At 65.5% G+C, this 18,121-nt stretch carries 16 protein-coding genes; 1 reads left to right on the top strand and 15 read right to left on the bottom strand.

The genetic code is table 11. The features are described 5' to 3' along the window. Positions 1-117 precede the first annotated feature (117 nt). The 14 genes from rplI to J7E80_RS15125 all read right to left on the bottom strand — a co-directional run bounded on the left by rplI (position 118) and on the right by J7E80_RS15125 (position 15,750). Entirely contained in the window at positions 118-570 is a 453-nt protein-coding gene (gene rplI / locus J7E80_RS15060; RefSeq protein ID WP_215052934.1) for a 50S ribosomal protein L9, read from the bottom strand. Positions 571-587: 17 nt separating this feature from the next. Then, positions 588-827 carry a 30S ribosomal protein S18 gene (gene rpsR / locus J7E80_RS15065; RefSeq protein WP_003800144.1) on the bottom strand — a complete coding sequence of 80 codons (240 nt, stop codon included), beginning with the start codon at positions 825-827 and terminating at the stop codon, positions 588-590. Between the two features lie 128 nt (positions 828-955). Continuing rightward, positions 956-1,528, bottom strand: a complete 573-nt coding sequence (locus J7E80_RS15070; protein WP_215052936.1) for a single-stranded DNA-binding protein — start codon at positions 1,526-1,528, stop codon at positions 956-958. A gap of 55 nt (positions 1,529-1,583) precedes the next feature. Then, positions 1,584-1,889: a 30S ribosomal protein S6 gene (rpsF, locus tag J7E80_RS15075; RefSeq protein ID WP_205654719.1), complete on the bottom strand. Its 306-nt coding sequence runs from the start codon at positions 1,887-1,889 to the stop codon at positions 1,584-1,586. Positions 1,890-2,172: 283 nt separating this feature from the next. Continuing rightward, a complete protein-coding gene (locus J7E80_RS15080) occupies positions 2,173-4,665 on the bottom strand; it encodes a hypothetical protein (protein WP_215052938.1) in 2,493 nt (830 codons plus the stop codon). Positions 4,666-4,908: 243 nt separating this feature from the next. After that, positions 4,909-6,330, bottom strand: a complete 1,422-nt coding sequence (locus tag J7E80_RS15085) for an amino acid permease (protein ID WP_215052940.1) — start codon at positions 6,328-6,330, stop codon at positions 4,909-4,911. Between the two features lie 245 nt (positions 6,331-6,575). Continuing rightward, entirely contained in the window at positions 6,576-7,940 is a 1,365-nt protein-coding gene (locus J7E80_RS15090) for a M18 family aminopeptidase (protein WP_215052942.1), read from the bottom strand. A gap of 21 nt (positions 7,941-7,961) precedes the next feature. After that, complete coding sequence (locus J7E80_RS15095) at positions 7,962-8,885, bottom strand: intradiol ring-cleavage dioxygenase (protein WP_215052944.1); 924 nt, start codon at positions 8,883-8,885, stop codon at positions 7,962-7,964. A 118-nt stretch (positions 8,886-9,003) separates the two neighbouring features. Beyond that, a complete protein-coding gene (locus J7E80_RS15100) occupies positions 9,004-9,708 on the bottom strand; it encodes a response regulator transcription factor (protein ID WP_215052946.1) in 705 nt (234 codons plus the stop codon). Beyond that, positions 9,705-11,048: a sensor histidine kinase gene (locus tag J7E80_RS15105; RefSeq protein ID WP_215052949.1), complete on the bottom strand. Its 1,344-nt coding sequence runs from the start codon at positions 11,046-11,048 to the stop codon at positions 9,705-9,707. Before J7E80_RS15105 ends, J7E80_RS15100 begins: the two co-directional genes overlap by 4 nt. Positions 11,049-11,067: 19 nt before the next feature. Then, entirely contained in the window at positions 11,068-11,925 is an 858-nt protein-coding gene (locus J7E80_RS15110; protein ID WP_215052951.1) for an ABC transporter permease, read from the bottom strand. Positions 11,926-11,929: 4 nt separating this feature from the next. After that, a complete protein-coding gene (locus tag J7E80_RS15115) occupies positions 11,930-12,874 on the bottom strand; it encodes an ABC transporter ATP-binding protein (RefSeq protein ID WP_215052953.1) in 945 nt (314 codons plus the stop codon). Between the two features lie 141 nt (positions 12,875-13,015). Beyond that, positions 13,016-14,518: a bifunctional phosphatase PAP2/diacylglycerol kinase family protein gene (locus tag J7E80_RS15120; protein WP_215052955.1), complete on the bottom strand. Its 1,503-nt coding sequence runs from the start codon at positions 14,516-14,518 to the stop codon at positions 13,016-13,018. Between the two features lie 35 nt (positions 14,519-14,553). Beyond that, a complete protein-coding gene (locus tag J7E80_RS15125; RefSeq protein ID WP_215052956.1) occupies positions 14,554-15,750 on the bottom strand; it encodes an MFS transporter in 1,197 nt (398 codons plus the stop codon). Positions 15,751-15,864: 114 nt separating this feature from the next. On the opposite strand from J7E80_RS15125, the gene J7E80_RS15130 reads away from it, so the two are divergent. Beyond that, positions 15,865-16,209 (top strand): toxin-antitoxin system YwqK family antitoxin, encoded by a 345-nt coding sequence (locus tag J7E80_RS15130; RefSeq protein WP_215052958.1) that lies wholly within the window; start codon positions 15,865-15,867, stop codon positions 16,207-16,209. A gap of 135 nt (positions 16,210-16,344) precedes the next feature. Here J7E80_RS15130 and J7E80_RS15135 read toward each other — a convergent pair whose 3' ends face one another. Then, the gene (locus J7E80_RS15135) at positions 16,345-18,027 is read right to left on the bottom strand and encodes an ABC-F family ATP-binding cassette domain-containing protein (RefSeq protein ID WP_215052965.1); all 1,683 of its coding nucleotides are present in this window, start codon (positions 18,025-18,027) and stop codon (positions 16,345-16,347) included. Positions 18,028-18,121: the final 94 nt, after the last annotated feature.

Raw genomic sequence — 18,121 nt, forward strand, 5'->3', positions numbered from 1 at the left:
AGCGCACGACGGCGGCGGTTAACGCGGAAGCCCCCGCTGCCGGGTTCCCGGAGGAATCCGACAGCGGGGGCAGTCAGCAGTTCAGGACTGCGCAGTGATCCGGCAGGCCGGAAACGACTACTTGCCTGCGACTACGTCGAGTTCGATCACAGCGGCAACGTCGTCGTGCAGACGAACGTTGGCCTGGTAGGAACCAACCGACTTGATGTGCGTCGGCAGTTCAACCTTGCGCTTGTCGATGCGGCCAAGGCCAGCGGCCTCAACAGCGTCAGCAACGTCGGACTGCTTGACCGTGCCGAAGAGACGGCCGCTTTCGCCGGCCTTCACGACCAGCTTGACCGGCTTGGCGGACAGAGCGGAGGCCTGCTTCTGAGCATCTTCCAGGGAAGCGTGCTCGCGGGCGACGCGGGCAGCCTTGATGGACTCAACCTGCTTCTCGCCACCCTTGGACCATGCCAGAGCGAAGCCGCGGGGCAGCAGGTAGTTACGTGCGTAACCGTCCTTGACCTCGATGACGTCGCCTGCAGCACCGAGACCGGTTACTTCGTGGGTCAGAATGAGCTTTGCCATGTTAGTTAATCCCTTCCTTAGCCGCGGCCAGCGCCGGAGTAAGGCAGCAGAGCAACTTCGCGGGCGTTCTTGATTGCCTGGGCGATCTTGCGCTGTTCCTGCACCGTGACGCCAGTGACGCGACGGGCGCGGATCTTTCCGCGGTCGGAGATGAACTTGCGCAGCAATGCTACGTCCTTGTAGTCGATGACGGTGATGTCAGCGGCCTTCAAGGGGTTGGACTTTGGTTTGGGCTTACGGAGTTCAGCCTTAGCCATCGTGGAGCTCCTATTCTATGGAGCCCGTGGATATTGATCCACGGGATGGTGGTGGTCCGACGGCGGCGGTCACCTCGGTGCCTGAGGCACCTGGGCGGTTCCGGCGTCGGACCTTTAATGTTGTTGTTTTAGAAGGGAGGTTCGGAATCCGGGCCGTTGCCCCAGCCGCCGGCATTGCTGACCCCGGGCGTTGCCCAAGGATCTTCCTGCGCTGCGGGCTGGTTGCCGCCCCATGTTCCGCCGGTGTTGCCGCCCTGGTTTGCACCCTGGCCGCCACCGAAGCCACCGCCGCTGTTGCCGCCGCCGAAGCCGCCCTGGCCACCCGGGGCGCCGGAGCGCTGGGTGCGGTTGACCTTGGCATTGGCGTAGCGCAGGCTCGGGCCGATTTCATCGACTTCGAGCTCGATAACGGTGCGCTTTTCGCCTTCTTTTGTTTCGTAGGAACGGCTCTTCAGCCGGCCGGAAACGATCACCCGCATGCCCTTCGTCAGGGATTCGGCGACGTTTTCAGCTGCTTCCCGCCACACCGACGCGCGGAGGAACAGGGTTTCCCCGTCCTTCCACTCATTGGACTGGCGGTCAAAAGTGCGGGGCGTAGAAGCGATGGTGAAGTTCGCTACTGCCGAACCTGACGGTGTGAACCTCAGTTCGGGGTCACTGGTGAGATTACCGATGACCGTAATAGTGGTTTCGCCTGCCATCTACTGCCTCCTTGTTCGTTCCTGCGGGGTAAAGAATAAAAGCCGGGAGCTGAAATTACTCAGCAACGACCTTCTGCTCTTCGGGGCGGGTGATCTTGGTGCGCATGATGGTCTCGTTGAGACCCAGCTGGCGGTCAAGTTCCTTGGCGGTTTCCGGCTTGGCGGTGAAGTTCACCACGGCATAGATACCTTCGGACTTCTTCTTGATGTCGTAAGCGAGGCGACGGCGGCCCCAGATGTCAACCTTTTCGATGGTTCCACCATCGTTGGTGATGACATTCAGGAACTTCTGAAGCGACGGCTCTACGGTACGCTCTTCGACCTCGGGGTCGATGATTACCATCAATTCGTAAGGACGCATATGTGAACCCACCTCCTTTGGGCTAAGCGGTTACGGCATTTCCGTAACAGGAGGTTCATTTGCGGTGCCGTGCGTGCCCGGCTCCAAAACGGAGGCAGGGCGCAGCACAGACTTCAATATCCTAGTGCATCGGGGAGGATTTCCGCGATTCGTGCGCTGACTCGAGGCTAGCGCGGTACTGACCCGGGCGGCAGCAGCGGACGCTCCCATGTGGAAAACCGGTCCCGCCGAAGACCGGAGCGCAGGGAACCCGGACGCACAATGGCGGCTGCCGGCCGGGTTGTTAGTACTGGGAGAGCTTTACCTGGACCTTGTCCGAAACCATCGAGACACTGCCCCGGATGTAGAAATCGACCTGGTCGGTCTCCTTCTCCCACTCGGGATTGGCCTTGCTGAAGGATGCATTCCGCTCGAACGTCACCGAAGCTTCACCGGGCGTATCGCCGCTCAGCCGCCAGGCGCCGTCTATGGACCGCTGCATTGTGTAGTCCGGTTGGGAGGTAATGGACCATTTCACGTTCCGGACGTCGCCGAAGGCAAACCGTGAAAACGGGCAGCCCTGCGGATCCATTTCGGTGGATTTCGCGCAGGCGGCCAGTGCGGCGTCCACCTGGCGGGAAGTCTCGGCACGCAGTTGCTCCGACGCCGTCACCGTGAGCTTCGCGTTCTCCGCGGCCTCGGGTGCGGACCCGATGGCTACCAGCACTTCCTGTTGTTCGGCCGCAAGATACTTTTCGTCATCGGGAAGGCTGAAGGAGTAGGAGCCCGGGAAGGCCGGAGCGCTGAAGTAGGTGGCGAAGGCGTTCCCGTCCTCCTGCCCTGTCTGCACGGCCACACCGTTGATCGAGAGGGACGGCACGGGGGCATCGGCGGAAATGGCAACGCGCTGCAGCGGGACGAAGCCGAGCTTCCAGTGGTCATCAAGGAATTCCGGCCGGTTCTTGTGGAGGCTGAACGCCTGCTCGTGCTTTCGCCCGTCCTGCCTGAGTTCGACGTGCACCACCGCTGACTCACCGGAAACCTTGCTGGAAAGCACGGAGAAGCCCTCGATTCGCTTCTCGGCGGCGCCAAAGACCTGGTTGGTCAGCAGGACCCTGTCCCCATTGGGAATGTCGGGATCCAGAATGGCCAGGGCCTTCTCGGCATCGCCGTCCACCAGTGCCTGGACGTATTCCCGCACCAGTTTGTCGGGGCCAGCTTTGACCGCATTGACTGCCACCACCGAACCAACGGCGAGCACAATGACGGCGCCGACCGCCGACAGTGCCACCAGCACGCGCTTCTTCCCTGCGGCCGAGCCGCCAGCCCATCCGTTAAACGGGGGATCCAGTTCCTGGCTGCCACTGGCCGGAGTGCCGTCGTCCCCCGGGGTGCCGGGATACTCCGTGCCTACTGGTGCGGGCCCGGGTGGAAACACGCGGGCGAACCGCTGCAGCCTGTCCGGAACAAAAGGCAGCAGGTAAGGGGCGAGGAAGCGGGCGGATACTTCCACCAGCAGCCCCCAGGCCAGGAAGACCGCCGGCGACCACCACGTCGGGGCAAGAACGTATTGCCCCGCAGCGACTCCCGGGACGTCAAAGCGCGCCTGCACCGTCAGAAGCGGCAGCAGCAGCAGTCCCAGAGCAAGGAAGGCCGCGGGCATAGGAAGCCAGGAGAGGGCGTCGGTGCTGGCCACCCGTCCCCGGCGAATGAGAACAGCAATGCCTGTGATAGGGGTGCAGACCAGGGCCAGCGCCAGGGCGGCCCACGCTGCGCCTACGGCACCGCTTCCGGCGACATTAGCGCCGAATCCGTACACCGTGTAATCCTCGCTCCGGCTTTCCTGTCCGCCGATGAGCCGGGATGTTTCCATGAGTACACGCAGGCCTCCGAGGTGCCCCTCCACAAGGCTGTAACCCACGGCGTTGCCGATCCATAAGGGACCGGACAGCAGGGCAGTCCAGCCCCCGGAGACGGTGGCCGTGATCCATGCGGCGGGAACCGCGACAGCAGCAAACACGGACGCGTGGACCGCGAGGGCGGCAAGGGGCAGGTTCAGTGCCCCAAGAAGGCGCGCCGGACGTGCGGACGGCGGGCGGCGGGCAGAGACGCTGTGCCGGGACACCGCGGACAGCCCGGCGGCGAGGATGAATGCCACTGCAACGGACCACGGATTTTCGGCGGAAATGGGTTCAACGCTGAAGCCGTCGGAGGAGGTGGTGGGATACCGGACCGCGGCTGCTGCCGCCACACCGTTCACCAGCAGGGAATAAACCACACCGGTAACAGCAGACTGGAGCAGGAGCTGTGGCCTGGAGCCGGCGGAAATTCTCTGTTCTGCCAGGCGACTGCCGAAGCAAACAGACAACACGCCAACCAGCAGCACTGTCAGGGGAACCGCATAGGCAAGGCCTTCCCCGCGGATCGTTCCGAAGAAGGGGACCACGCCCTGGACAGCGGTATCGATGGCACCCAAATGCGCCATGGCAACCAGTTGGGCCGTGAGCTGGCCGAGCTGAGACCAGGCATCGGGGGTTTCCTCTGCGGGCAGGGCTCCGTCAAGCGCCGGGACGAAGGTGCCCTGACCGGCGGCAATGCCGGCAAGCGTGAGCAACAGCAGGGCAAGGCTGAAGACCAACACCGCCAGGTAGGACGCCCCGGCGACGACTGCCCCCGCCCACAGCCGGCGGATGTCGAGCGAGGTGGAACGTGGTGCGTGCGGTTCGGGAGTTGTTCCCGGCTGGTGCAGCGGCAGTTCCGGCACGGCGGGCGCGGATACAGGCGGTTGATTCGACATTTTCCCCAATTTTCTGTCGGACTCTACGTGTCGCTGTGAATCTAGAGGGAAAACGGCCACGCTTCCAGTCACATGACGGGCAGTTGTGGATAACTACGCCGGGCATTCATCGGAGGTTCGCTGGCCTGGCGTCCTATCCGGGATGGCGGAGGAAGCGGGAAGCACAAAACCGTCCGCCCGGCGGGCCTATGCGGCCCTCCAGGCGGACGGTTTCACGTTCAGGGTTACACCATTCTGCGCAAATTACGACGTCGACTCGGCCCCCACGCTGGCGGCCTCGGCTTCAGGAGCGGTGGCGATGCTTCGTCCGGCACCGGCGTCGCCCCTGCGGTAGCGCCACACACCGATGCCCACCACGGCAGCAGCCAGGGCGCCGGACAGCATGAGCGACTCCCGCGTGGATTCAAGAATGACCATGCCGATGATGAGTGCGACGATGCTGCCGATCGCCAGCCAGGTCAGGTAGGGGAAGAGCCACATTTTCAGTGCGAGGTCCTTGGCGTCCGCACCCATCCTCTTGCGGAGGATCAGCTGGGAAGCGGAGATGACCAGCCAGACGAACAGGGCGATGGCGCCGGAGGTGTTCACCAGGAACAGAAACACGGTGTCGGGAGCGATGTAGTTCAGTCCGACGGTGATGAAGCCCACCACTGTCGAGGCAAGCACGGCTGCAGCCGGGACGCCGCGTTTGGAGATCTTCGTCCAGGACTTGGGGGCGTCGCCGCGGCGTGAAAGCGAGAACAGCATGCGGCTGGCAGTGTAGAGGCCGGAGTTGAGGCAGGACAGCACGGAGGTGAGAACCACGACGTCCATGATGGTGCCGGCGCCCGGGATCCCGAACAGTTCAATGACGGCCACGTAGGGGCTCTTGGCGACGTTCGCGGAGTTCCAGGGCAGCAGGGTGACCACGATGGCGATGGAGCCGATGTAGAAGACCAGGATGCGCCAGACGGTGGACTTGACGGCCTTCTTGACGGCGTCCACCGGGTTCTCGGATTCGCCGGCCGCGATCGTGGCGATCTCGGCGCCGAAGAAGGCGAAGACCACCACGAGGATGCCGGCGAGCACCGCCCCCGGCCCGTTCGGCAGGAAGCCTCCGTTGTCAACCAGGTTGCTGAGTCCGGGGGCGGGAACGCCGGGGACAAGGCCCAGGATGGCTGCGACGCCGAAGACCAGGAAGAGGACAATGGCGGCGACCTTGATGGAGGCGAACCAGAACTCGAACTCACCGTAGGACTTCACCGATCCGAGGTTGGTGAGCGTGAGCAGCACCATGAGGACCAGGGCCCACACCCACTGGTCAATGCCGGGCACCCAGCGATGCATGATGGCGGCGCCGGCAGTAGCCTCGATTCCCAGAACGATGATCCAGAACCACGCATAAAGCCAGCCGATGCTGAAGCCAGCCCAGCGTCCGAGTGCCTTGTCAGCGTAGGTGGAGAAGGATCCGGTCTCGGGATTGGCCGCGGCCATCTCGCCGAGCATCCGCATGACCAGGATGACCACGATCCCCGCTGCCATATACGCCAGCAGGATTCCGGGGCCTGCCTGCTGGATGGCGGCCCCCGAGCCGACGAACAGTCCTGCTCCGATGACGCCTGCGATGGCGATCATGGACAGGTGCCGGGGTTTCAGGGATTTCGAGAGTTGCTGGTCAGCGTGCATGGATGCGCCGTCCTCTTGTTGATTTCAGTCTTTTGGTGTGGGGCCGGAGCCGGCAGAGGCGTGTGCCGCGTCCCACATGATGCGTTTCACACTAGGTGAGCAGCAGAGCTCCAAGTCTTAGGCAGTCGCACAGTTTACGCAGGCGGAAACCGGGCACCTCCCCAAGATGAAGCACTAGGGAGCAACACCTGTTTTCTAGAATGCACTTTTGTAACGGGGCGGAAATGTGTGCCGGACGGGCCGAGCTACGCCGCGACCCCGTAGAAGCGCTCTGTCACCTTAGCAAGACTGTAGGGATCCTCTACGCCGCACAGTTCCCTGGCGGAGTGCATGGACAGGAGGGGCACGCCCACGTCGACCGTCCTGATGCCCAGCCGGGTGGCCGTCAGCGGCCCGATCGTGGAACCGCACGGCAGCACGTTGTTGGACACAAACTCCTGGTACGGAACGTCGGCATCACCGCACAGCCGCGCCCAGAGCGCAGCACCGGCCGCGTCAGTGGCATAGCGCTGATTGGCGTTGATCTTCAGCAACGGCCCTCCATTGAGGACCGGGCGGTTGACGGGATCGTGCCGCTCCGCGTAGTTCGGGTGGACGGCGTGGCCGGCGTCGGCAGAAACACAGACCGACGCCGCAAACGCCTGCCGCCGCTGGCTCACCGAGGCGCCGAGGCCGTCCGAAATGCGGGCCAGGATGTCCTCAAGGACGGGCCCGGAGGCACCGGAGCGTGAGGCAGACCCGATTTCCTCATGGTCGAAGGCAGCCAGCACGGCGATCGGGGCCTGGCCGCTGGAGTGACCGGTCCTGCTGGTTGGACCTGTCGAAGGCGCCGCGGCCTGGGCAGGCCCACCTGCATCAGCAGCATGCGCGATGAGAGCCACCAGCCCGGCATGCGTCGCCGAAAGGTTATCCAGGCGCCCGGAGGCAAAAAACTCGCTCTTCGCCCCGAAAACCGCAGGTGGCTGCGTGTCCGCAATCACGACGTCGTACCCGCCGATCTGCGCAGGGTCAACAGTGGCGTTGCCGCTGACGCGCTCGGCCAGCAGTCCCAGCAGATCCTCGCCGGCCGGGTCGCCGAGCCCGAAGACCGGGTTCATGTGCTGCTGCTTGTCCAGGGTAAGGCCCTCATTGGCCGTCCGGTCCAGATGGATGGCCAGCTGCGGAAAGCGCAGGAGCGGTCCTGTGGCGGTGAGGTGATGGCTGCCGTCGAGCAGAACGAGGCGCCCGGCAAGCTGCAGTTCACGGTCCAGCCATGAGTTCAGCAGGGGCCCGCCGTAAATTTCCACGCCGGCCTGCAGCCAGCCGAACTTGCCGGTGGTGGGCTTCGGCTTGAGCTTGAATGACGGTGAATCGGTGTGTGTGCCCAGAATGTTGAACCCCGTGGTGGGGCCCGCGCCTTCCGGGGTTACCCACGCGATCAGCGCGCCGTCCCGGATGACGTAGAACTTGCCGGCCGCCTCGTTCCATGGCTCGAGTTCGTCGAGCCCGGTGAAGCCGGCCTCGTCCAGCCTCCGCGCCGCTTCGTGGACCGCGTGAAAGCTCGACGGCGACGCGCTGACATAGTCGCCCAGGTCCCGGATGTGGTCTGCGGCAGAGGAGTGGAGTGGCATGGCTCCGAGTCTATCGCTGCCCTAGACGGTGACGTTCAGTCCCGCGATGTAGCCGCCCGATACTGATCCGGACATGGTGGCAAGCTGGTAGATCCCGCCGTCGTCACCGAAGACGTTGTCCGACTGCAGCGTGGTGTTGGGAAAATTCCGGGCGCTGGTTTCATATCCCTCGGAAGCGTAGACCTCCCGGCAGGCGGCGTCGGTCAGGGCGATCTGCGAGACCGCCAAGACCTGCCCGGCCGCCGTGGCGTTGCTCATGGATTCGAAGACTTCGAAGTGGATGTGCGGCCAGCGCCCGTTGTAGGCACCAGGGTAGATGGTCTTGAAGGTGACCTGCCCGTTGGCGTCTGCTTCCTGGACGCCGCGGAGGTAATTCTCGTTTTCCAGCCCGGAATCGTAGAGGGAGTACCTGCCCTCCCTGTCGCAGTGCCAGGCGTAGACGGCGGCGCCGGCCAGGGGCACACAGTCGTTGGCGTTGTCGAGCAAGGTCAGGGTGACGGTCAGGGGCACGCCGTCGACCTTGGTGCTGGACGTGCCGAAGCTGGACGTGATGTCCTGCCGCACCACACCGGACGCTTCAAGGGCATTCGGCCCATTGGAGCCGTCCCCGGGGAACGGTCCGGCCGTTTCCTGGGGGATCTCCACACCGCACTCGGCGATCGCGCGGGTCACGGTGGGCGACGCGGAGCCGGAGGGGGTCGCGGACGCCGGGGGCGCCGTCGTCGTTGCCGTTGATCCTGCGGGGCCGGGGGACGTCGTGGGGGAAGTCCCGGAGCCTCCGGGGGTGCAGGCCGCAAGGGCTGCAGCCGCCGTTCCGGCACCGAAGAGCATGCCCAGGGAACGGCGGCTCATCAGCGTGGAGAGGTCGAACTCGAGACCGCGGTCATGGTTGGGATGTGGTTCGTGCGGGGGCTGTTGCCCGGCTGCGGTGCCTGATGTGCTCATGGCTCCATGAAACGCCAGGCAGCTATGGCCCGCATAGGGCCATCCTGTGGAGAAGCTGTGGGCCGGCGGAGAAGCTGTGCGCCGGTGGAAGTGGAACCCCCAGGCAGCTCCGAAGTCCTCAGTAGTCCGGATTGCTGGGCGTCACGAGCCCCGTTTCGTAGGCGTAGACCACGGCCTGCACCCGGTCCCGAAGGTGAAGTTTCGTGAGAATCCGCCGAACGTGGGTTTTCACGGTGGCTTCCGAGAGGAAGTACCTGTGCGCGATCTCAGCGTTCGACAGACCCTCGGCCATGGCCTCCAGCATTTCGGTTTCCCGCGGAGTGAGATTCTCCAGCAGCGGATCCCGGTGGGCCGGCGCAGCAGCGGACGCGGCAGCCCCGCCGTCGCCGCCGCGTACGTAGGTCTCCAGGAGCCGCTGGGTGACGCGCGGCGCTACGACGGCGTCGCCGCTGGCCACCACACGTACTGCCTGGACCAGTTCGGCGGGGGCAACGTCCTTGAGCAGGAAGGCTGATGCTCCGGCCTGGAGCCCGGCGAAGGCGTACTCGTCGATGTCAAAGGTGGTGAGGATGATGATCCTGGCGCCCGAGCCGGAGCCGGTGATGGCACGGGTGGCTTCGATGCCGTCCAGGACGGGCATCCGCACGTCCATGAGCACCACGTCCGGCGTGAGTTCGCGCGCCTGCCGAACGGCCTCGGCCCCGTCGGAGGCCTCGCCCACCACGTTGAGATCGTCTTCGCCCTCGAGGATGAGCCGGAAGCCCATCCTCAGCAGCGGCTGGTCATCCACCAGCAGAACCCGGATGCGTCCGGCGTCGTTCATTCTTCCCCCTTGGTGCCGTTCAGCGTGAGGACGGCGCGCACGCGCCAGCCTCCTGCACTGGTCCTCCCGGCCTCCACCGTACCCCCGTAGATCCCGGCACGCTCCTTCATCCCGGTCAGGCCCTGCCCGCTGCCGTGGTTGCCGGAGCCAGCCGCTCCGGAGCCCGGCGTGCCGGAACCGGCGATGCCTGCGCCGGTGACAGAGGCGCCGGAGGTGGCCTTGCCGTCGTCGACTACTTCGATGGTGACCGTGGAATCCTCCCGTAGCACCGCCACATCCACCCGGCTCAGCGCCCGGCCGTAGCGCAGCACATTGGTCAGCGACTCCTGAACAATCCGGTAGACCGTCAGCTGGAGGGCGGCGTCCGCGGGCAGCGCAGGCCCGGTCTGCGAGTAGTGCAGGGGAAGCCCGGCCGTCCGGAAGCCGTCCAGGAGCTTCGCGAGGTTGTCGCCGGCAGCAAGGGGTTCCCGCGGCGCCTGCCCGGCACCGGCTTCGTCGCGCAGAACACCGAGGACACGCCGCATGTCCGCCAGGGCGGTACGCCCGGTCCGCGACATCTCGGCCAGCACCTCCGCCGCGCGCTCCGGGTTTTTCCGGACCACGACGCCGGCCCCATCCGACAGCGTGACCATCACCGTCAGCGAGTGGGCCACGACGTCGTGCATTTCCCGAGCAATCCGGTTGCGTTCGTTGACGGACCCCAGCCGGGCAGCCTGGGCGGCCCATGCGGCGACCTCCTGCTCGTGTTCACGGCGCTGGCGTACGGAGATTCCGATGCCCGTGGCCAGAACGTTGGAAAGCGCGATGCTGGTTCCTGCGGCGATGCTGGAGATCAGCTGGAACTCTTCCGGTGACGCCGCGGAGGCAGGCAGTTCGCGTTCCAGCGGACCCACGGCGGCGAAGAAGTAGAGCAAGGCCAGCGGAGCGGTGGCCAGAGCGAGGGTGATCAGGGCGAAGCGCCTGGTATGGACCACAGCCACCGCGTAGAGGGAGAACCAGAGCCCGGCGGAAACGTTGGACCCCCACGGATGCAGCAGCGTGACGGCCACTTCCACCGCTGCGATGAACGCCACGAGGGCAACTGGATAGCGGCGGCGGAGAAACAAGGACACCGCGACGGCGGCGAGCAGCCCGGCGGCCAGCCAGACTCCCGCACGCACCGCGTCGACCATGGTGGGGGTCACCAGCAGCATGTAGCAGGCGGCCACCAGGGCATCCGTTGTTCGCGGGTGGCTGTGCAGGTAGCGGCGGAAGCGGCCTCGGCGCCTGGCGGCAAGCTCGGCGAAGGACGCGCCGGCCTGGTTGGCCGGCGCGTCCTTCAGGGAAAGAGCTTCAGTCATGGATCGAGCCTGGGAGGATCTAGACGTCCCGCATCTTCAACAGGATCATGGCGAGGACCAGGGGCACCACTACCCAGGCTCCGAGCACGAGACCCGCCTGCCAGGCTTCGAGGGTGTCCGGGACATGCTCCACAGCAGTCAGCGGGTTGATGGTGTTGCCGGGCAGGTATTTGCGTGCCTCCACGAAGAAGTCGCCGGGGATCAGCTGGAAGGCGATGGGTGCCACGAAGAACAGACCCACGAGGCTCATGATGCCTCCGGCCGAGTTCCTCACCATGGTCCCCAAGGCCATGCCGATGGCGGCCACGGACGCCACATAGACACTGTTTACGAGCAGCAGCTTGACGGACTGCGAACTGCCCAGATCAAGGTTGGGTCCGTAGTTATCCAGGATGGGAACCGACACCAGGCCAGCGATGTACGTGGACACGGCGGTCAGGACGAAGGCGCTGACCATCATCACCACGAGTTTCGCGAGGAAGGCTGGGATCCTCTTGGGCACGGCGGCAAAAGTGGAGCGGGCCATTCCCGTGGTGAATTCGGAGCTCATCAGCAGCACGCCGAGTGAGCCGAGGATCAGCTGCGCGAAGGCGATGCCGGACGTGGGAACGGTAACGGCCAGGTCCCCGCCCTGGGCTGCCATGGCTTCCGCCGCCGAGGGGTCGGAGGCGGCCGCATCAGCGAACTGGCCGGTTCCCCACGCGGAGAGGGCGCCAAATCCCACCATGACCACAGCGGTGCAGGCGAGCAGGATCAGCGTGGACAGGAGCGTCCGGAACTTAATGAATTCGGAGTTCAGAACACGGAAGAAGCTGGGCCCGGGTCCCGGGCTGGCGGCGCGGCTGGTGCGGGATCGGGCAGTGGTTGATGTGCTCATGGCTCTAGTTGCCTCCGGGCTGGGCGGGAACAGGGGCTCCCGTGGTGATCATCGAGTGGTATTCGACCTCATCCTTGGTCAGCTCCATGTACGCCTCTTCCAGGCTGGCCTGCAGGGGGGTGAGTTCGTAGATCATGACGCGGCAGTCAAGTGCTGCGCGTGCGATCTGGCGCGGGTCCAGGCCCTTGACCTCGAGCAGCTCATGGTCCTGCACCTCAACGGAGACCCCGTTTCCGGCGAGAACATTCATGAGCTGGTCCGGCTGGTCGGTGCGGACCCTGGTCCGGCTCTGGCCCTTGCCGGTGATGATGTCCTTGATCGGGGCATCGGCGATGATCCTGCCGCGGCCGATCACGATCAGGTGGTCTGCGGTCACGGCCATTTCGCTCATCAGGTGGCTGGAGAGGAACACCGTGCGGCCTTCGGAGGCCAGGAACCTGACGAGGTTGCGGACCCACACCACGCCCTCCGGGTCAAGGCCATTGACGGGCTCGTCCAGGATGATCGTCTGCGGATCGCCCAGGAGCGCGGCCGCGATGCCCAGACGCTGCCCCATGCCCAGGGAGAAACCCTTCACCTTTTTGCGGGCCACGTCCCCCAGGCCTGTCATTTCGATGACTTCGTGAACGCGTTTCTTGGGAATGCTGTGCGTGGCGGCCATGGCGAGGAGGTGGTTGTAGGCCGAGCGGCCCGTGTGCACGGCCTTCGCGTCCAGCAGCGCGCCGATTTCCCGCAGCGGCGCGGAATGCCGGGCAAACGGCTCGCCGTTGACGGTGACCGTTCCCGCCGTCGGCGTGTCCAGTCCCATAATCATGCGCATGGTGGTTGATTTGCCGGCCCCGTTCGGGCCCAGAAAGCCGGTAACCCGTCCGGCGTGGACGGTGAAGTTGACGCCGCCGACGGCGGTTTTGTCGCCGTAGACCTTCGTCAGGCCTTGTGCCTCAATCATGGAAGCGGTCCTTTGCGTAGCTGCGGAGTGCTGATTGGTGTGCACGGTCCACGCTACCGAGCCGGATCGCTGAATTCGCCTGTCTCAGGGATGATTCAGGGGCGAATCAGGGTAAGCCGGAGTAGTCCGGATGGATGAGCCTCAATCCTCTTTGCCCGGAGAATAGTAGGTCAGTGCACCCCGCTTCAAGGTGAATTCCACGGCCCTGACGCCCGGCATAGTTTCGCCATCCACGGCGAGCACCATGGGCCCGGTGCCGGCTTCGACCCGGACACTGGTGGCCTCGGTGAGGTGGGTGATCCTGGACGTGGCCACGGTGCCGGTGAGCACGGACCACAACAGGCGGAGGCGGGCGAATGATTCGTCGGCCGTGATCATCCTGACGTCGAGCACGCCGTCATCGAGCACGGGACGGAGCAGTGGGGCATGGTCCCGCGGATAGTAGCGGCCGCGCCCGAGATACATGATCCATAACCTGTGCCGTACGCCGTCCACTATGAGGGTGGTGGGCTTTTCGATGGCGAAGGTCCGGAACATCGCCACCACACCGGCCAGCGGCTTGCCCAGTGCCGGCTGCAGCTGTTCGCGCCGGCGGACCAGATTTGGGTACAGGCCGATGCTGGCGGTGTTGAGCATGACGAGCTCCACTTTTTCAGGATCGTCAGCGAGTCCCCGTTCGACGGTCACGATGCCGACGTCGGCCCGGGCGGCCTCGCCCTCGCCGGCCGCCGCCACCGCTTCCTTGAGCGAGGGGGTGCCGGCGTCGCGGGCAAAGTGGTTCAGGGTTCCACCGGCGAGTACCAGCAGGGGGAGGTCGTGTTCGACGGCGGCGGCCGCCGCGGTGCCCACGGTTCCGTCCCCTCCCCACACGCCCAAGGCCCGCGTGCCGGGCAAGGTTGCGGCCGCCTCCACTCGTTCAGCGATGTCCTGGTCCGGCTCGATGGTCAGTATATGCGCCAGCGGGAATACTTCGTGCAGCGCCGCAGCGGTTTCCTCGGTAAAGGAACCGCCCAGTGTATTCACCGCAATGCTGAGACCTTGGCCCTGGGGCAGTTTCTCGCCTTTGACCCGGCTCCTGGTGGTGGGTGGAAACGGTGGGCGCACGGGCCACCACTTCCTCGTGATAAGCGCAGCGCTCGCTCCGATGGCGGAGCCGAAGAGAACGTCGGACGGCCAATGTGCCCCCGTATGCACTCTTGAGTATGCGACGCCGGCGGCAACGGGCGCCACTGCCATGCCCAGCACCGGCTGGACGAATCCGGTGCCGAGCGCGAACGCGACTGCCGATGCCGAATGGCCCGACGGCATGGAGGAGCTGGTGGGCTGGGGATGCACGAAGCGGAAGACGGGAAGGTGCTCGGGCAGCGGACGGGTACGGGGCAGCAGGGTCTTGAACACGAGGTTGGTGATGGCCGATGCCACGCCTTGGGCGAGAAGCCCGTGAACGGCGGCGCGCCGGGTGCGGCCGGGAACAAGGGCGGCCGCTGCGGCCACGCCGAACCAGAGCTTGCCTTTGTTCGCCGAAGCGGAGAGCCGGCGGAAGAACGTGTCGTGATGGCCGCCGGGAAAGGCCGAGACCGCCCGCACCAATGCACGGTCCAGACCGGCCACCCAGCCAGGCCCCCTCCGCAGCATTCTTCGCATTTCCCCACCCTACCGCCGTGGGGACGGAGGATGATTCATTCCCGGGAGGATAGTGGCTTCGCGACTCCGGCGAGAACCAGAGCGACCAGGATCGGAGCGCCGATCGCAAGGAGGGCAAGGTGGATTCCGGTGAGATCGCCCAGATAACCGAGCAGCGGAGGCCCGGCGAGGAAGGCAACGTAGCCGATGGTGGAGACCACTGAAACCCGCGCCGCTGCATGCTTGGGATCGTCCGCCGCGGCAGACATTCCCATAGGGAATGCCAGGGCGGCCCCCACCCCCCAGAGAGCTGCTCCCACGGCGGCAAGCCAGACGTTGCCGGCGAACACGAACAGACCAAGGCCGGCGGCGGCTGCTGCCATGCTCGCCCGGAGCACAGCCACACGTCCGTGCCGGTCAATGACACTTCCTCCAAAAAAGCGCGTGGCCGTCATGGCCAGGACAAACAGGGCGAAGAGCAGCGCCCCGGTGGACTCTGTCGTGCCGAGACCGTCCACGGCGGCCTTGGCGATCCAGTCGTTGCCCGCCCCTTCGGTGAGCGTGGCGCCGAGAACCACGACGCCGATCAGCAGCGTGCGCGGGTCACGCCAGGCGGACGGCCCACGGGCAGGTTTGGGTTCACCGGCAGCTGGCTGTTCAGGCGCCACATGCGGAAGAAAGTAGCGCGGCGTGACGAACGTCAAGAGAGCAACGGCGGCAGCGATGACCAGGAGGTGCTGAGGCAGGCCGACTCCCAGACCGGAAAGTCCGGCCCCGATGAGCGCACCCACAAAGGCACCGCCGCTGAAGGCCGCATGGAACTTGGGCATGATCGTCCGGCGGAGGCGATGCTCGACGTCGGCCCCTTCAACGTTCTGGGACACATCCCACAGCCCGATGCCGATGCCGAAAAAGAAGAGGGCCACCGCGGTGCCTGGGACCGACTCCGCTAGAAGCGAGACCGCGATGGCCACGCCCGCCACCGCAGCCAGAAAGCCGCTCGCCCGAACGCTGTTCGCGGTGCCGATCCTGCCGATGACGTGCCCCGCGGTAGGCAGCGCGATCAGTGAGCCGACGGCGGTGCACAGCAGGAGCGTGCCCATCTGGCCGGACGAGATATGCAGGATCTCCGTGACGGCCGGAATGCGGGCCGCCCAGCTGGCGAAAACCAGGCCGTTGGCGCCGAAAATAACGAACGTGGCAACGGCTGCGGCGGAGACCTGCCGCTCGGCAAGCTGCTGGGTGGAAGTCATTCGACAACTCTAGCCAAGGCCTGCGGATTGAGCCCGCCGAAACCCCGCCCCGTCGAGCCCGGTGGTTGAGCCTGTCGAAACCCGGGCCGCTACGGCGCTCGGTAGGCTGGCCCCATGGCTGAAGAACGGTTCAAGGACGGCACACTTTCGGGCACCGGTGAGTATCTCGACGGCGAACGACACGGCCGCTGGGTCTTCTACTACCGGAACGGCCAAGTGAAGGCGGACGCGGGATATTCGCGCGGGCAGCTCGACGGCGACTGCGTCTGGTACCGGGAGAGCGGCGGCCTCCTGCAAAAAGGTTCATTCCGCAATGGCGTCCAGGACGGATTTTGGCAACGCTGGCACAGCACTGGTGAGCTGATGGACGAGGGGAGCTATGACGCCGGCCGGAAAGTCGGCGAATGGGTCGCCTATGCGGCCGACGGCACGGAGACGAAGCGGAAGACGTTCAAGTAGCCTGACCCTCCCGCACACCTCACCGGAAATCCCGCAACGCTCCCTCACATCTCACCGGAAATCCCGCAACCCTCCCGCAGGACGTGCGGGAGCGTCCGGCAAAAGGCGGCAGGAACCGCAGGAGGGTGCCTGCACCTACCGCACGCGCTCCACCCTCTTCTCGTCCCACACGGGCTCCGGGGATTCATAGACCCGGCCGTCCGAGCCGAACACCAGGAAGCGGTCGAAGGTCCGGGCGAACCAGCGGTCGTGTGTCACCGCGAGGACCGTGCCCTCGAAGTGGTCGATGGCCCGCTCGAGCGCTTCGGCTGAGTGCAGGTCCAGGTTGTCCGTGGGCTCGTCGAGCAGCAGCAGCGTCGCGCCGGAGAGCTGCAGGAGCAGAATCTGGAACCGCGCCTGCTGACCGCCCGAGAGCGACTCATATTTCTGCTCGGACTGGCCTGCGAGCCCGTAACCGTCCAGGGCTCCGGCGGCGGCCTCACGGGCGAGCCCGGAGCGGTGTTCGTCGCCGCGGTGCAGGATTTCCAGCAGCGTCTTGCCCAGTAGATCGGGGCGGACATGGGTCTGAGCGAAGAATCCCGGACGGATTCGGGCGCCGAGTTTCACGGTCCCTTCGTGGGGCACTTCGGCGATCTCGACGTCGGACACCGGCAGGTGTTCCCGCTCCGGATCGGTGCCGCCGGTGGCGAGCAGGCGCAGGAAGTGGGACTTGCCGGAACCGTTGGAGCCCAGCACGCCCACACGGTCACCAAACCAGATTTCCGTGGAGAACGGCTTCATGAGGCCGGTCAGCTCGAGCTTTTCGGCGACGACGGCGCGCTTGGCCGTGCGGCCGCCCTTGAGCCGCATCTTCACGTTCTGCTCGATGGGCAGCGCCTCGGGCGGCCCGATCTCCAGGAACTTCGCGAGGCGCGTCTGGGCCGCGTGGTAGCGGTTGGCCATGTCCGAGCGGAACGCGGCCTTGTTCTTGTACATGTTGACAAGTTCCTTGAGCTTGACGTGCTCCTCGTCCCAGCGTTTGCGCAGTTCCTCGAAGCGGGCGTTGCGGTCGGCTCTCGCTTCGACATAGGAGCCGAAGCCGCCGCCGTGCACCCAGGCCCCGGCGCCGTTGATACCCGGTTCCAGGGTTACGATGCGGCCGGCGGCGTTGTTCAGCAGCTCGCGGTCGTGGCTGATGAAGAACACCGTCTTCTTCGACTCATTGAGTTTGCCTTCGAGCCAGCGCTTGCCCGGGACGTCGAGGTAGTTGTCGGGTTCGTCCAGGAGCAGCAGCTCGTCCGGGCCGGCAAACAGCGCCTCCAGCACCAGCCGCTTCTGCTCTCCGCCGGAAAGGCTCGACGCCCGGCGGTGCTGGGCGCGGTCGAACGGGAGTCCCAGCGCGGCCATGCAGACTTCGTCCCAGACGGTCTCGACGTCGTAGCCGCCGGCGTCTCCCCAGTCCACGATGGCCTGGGCGTACCGCATCTGGGTGGGTTCGTCGTCCTGCTCCATCATCACGAGCTCGGCGTCATCCACGGCGCGGGCAGCGGCCGCCAGCGCCGCGGGGGCGGCAGAGACCAGAAGGTCCTTGACGGTGGAATCGTCCCGGACCTGGCCGACGAACTGGCGCATGATGCCCATGTTCCCGGACCGTCCGATCACGCCTTCATCCGGTGTGAGGTCGCCGGCGATGATGCGGAACAGCGTGGTCTTGCCGGTGCCGTTGGGGCCGATCAGTGCCGTCTTGGTGCCGTCCGGGACCTTGAAGGTCACCCCGTTCAGCAGCTGGGTGCCGTCGGAGAGGAAGTAGTCGATGCCGGAAACGTCAATATGGGCCACGCCGTCCATCTTCCCACGGCACGATTCAACGGTCTCCCACATCCCGGTGCCACATGCAGAACGCTCCCTCACATCCTGCCGGTAAATGCCGAAC

The organism is Arthrobacter sp. ISL-28 (assembly GCF_018613875.1).
GTDB lineage: Bacteria > Actinomycetota > Actinomycetes > Actinomycetales > Micrococcaceae > Arthrobacter.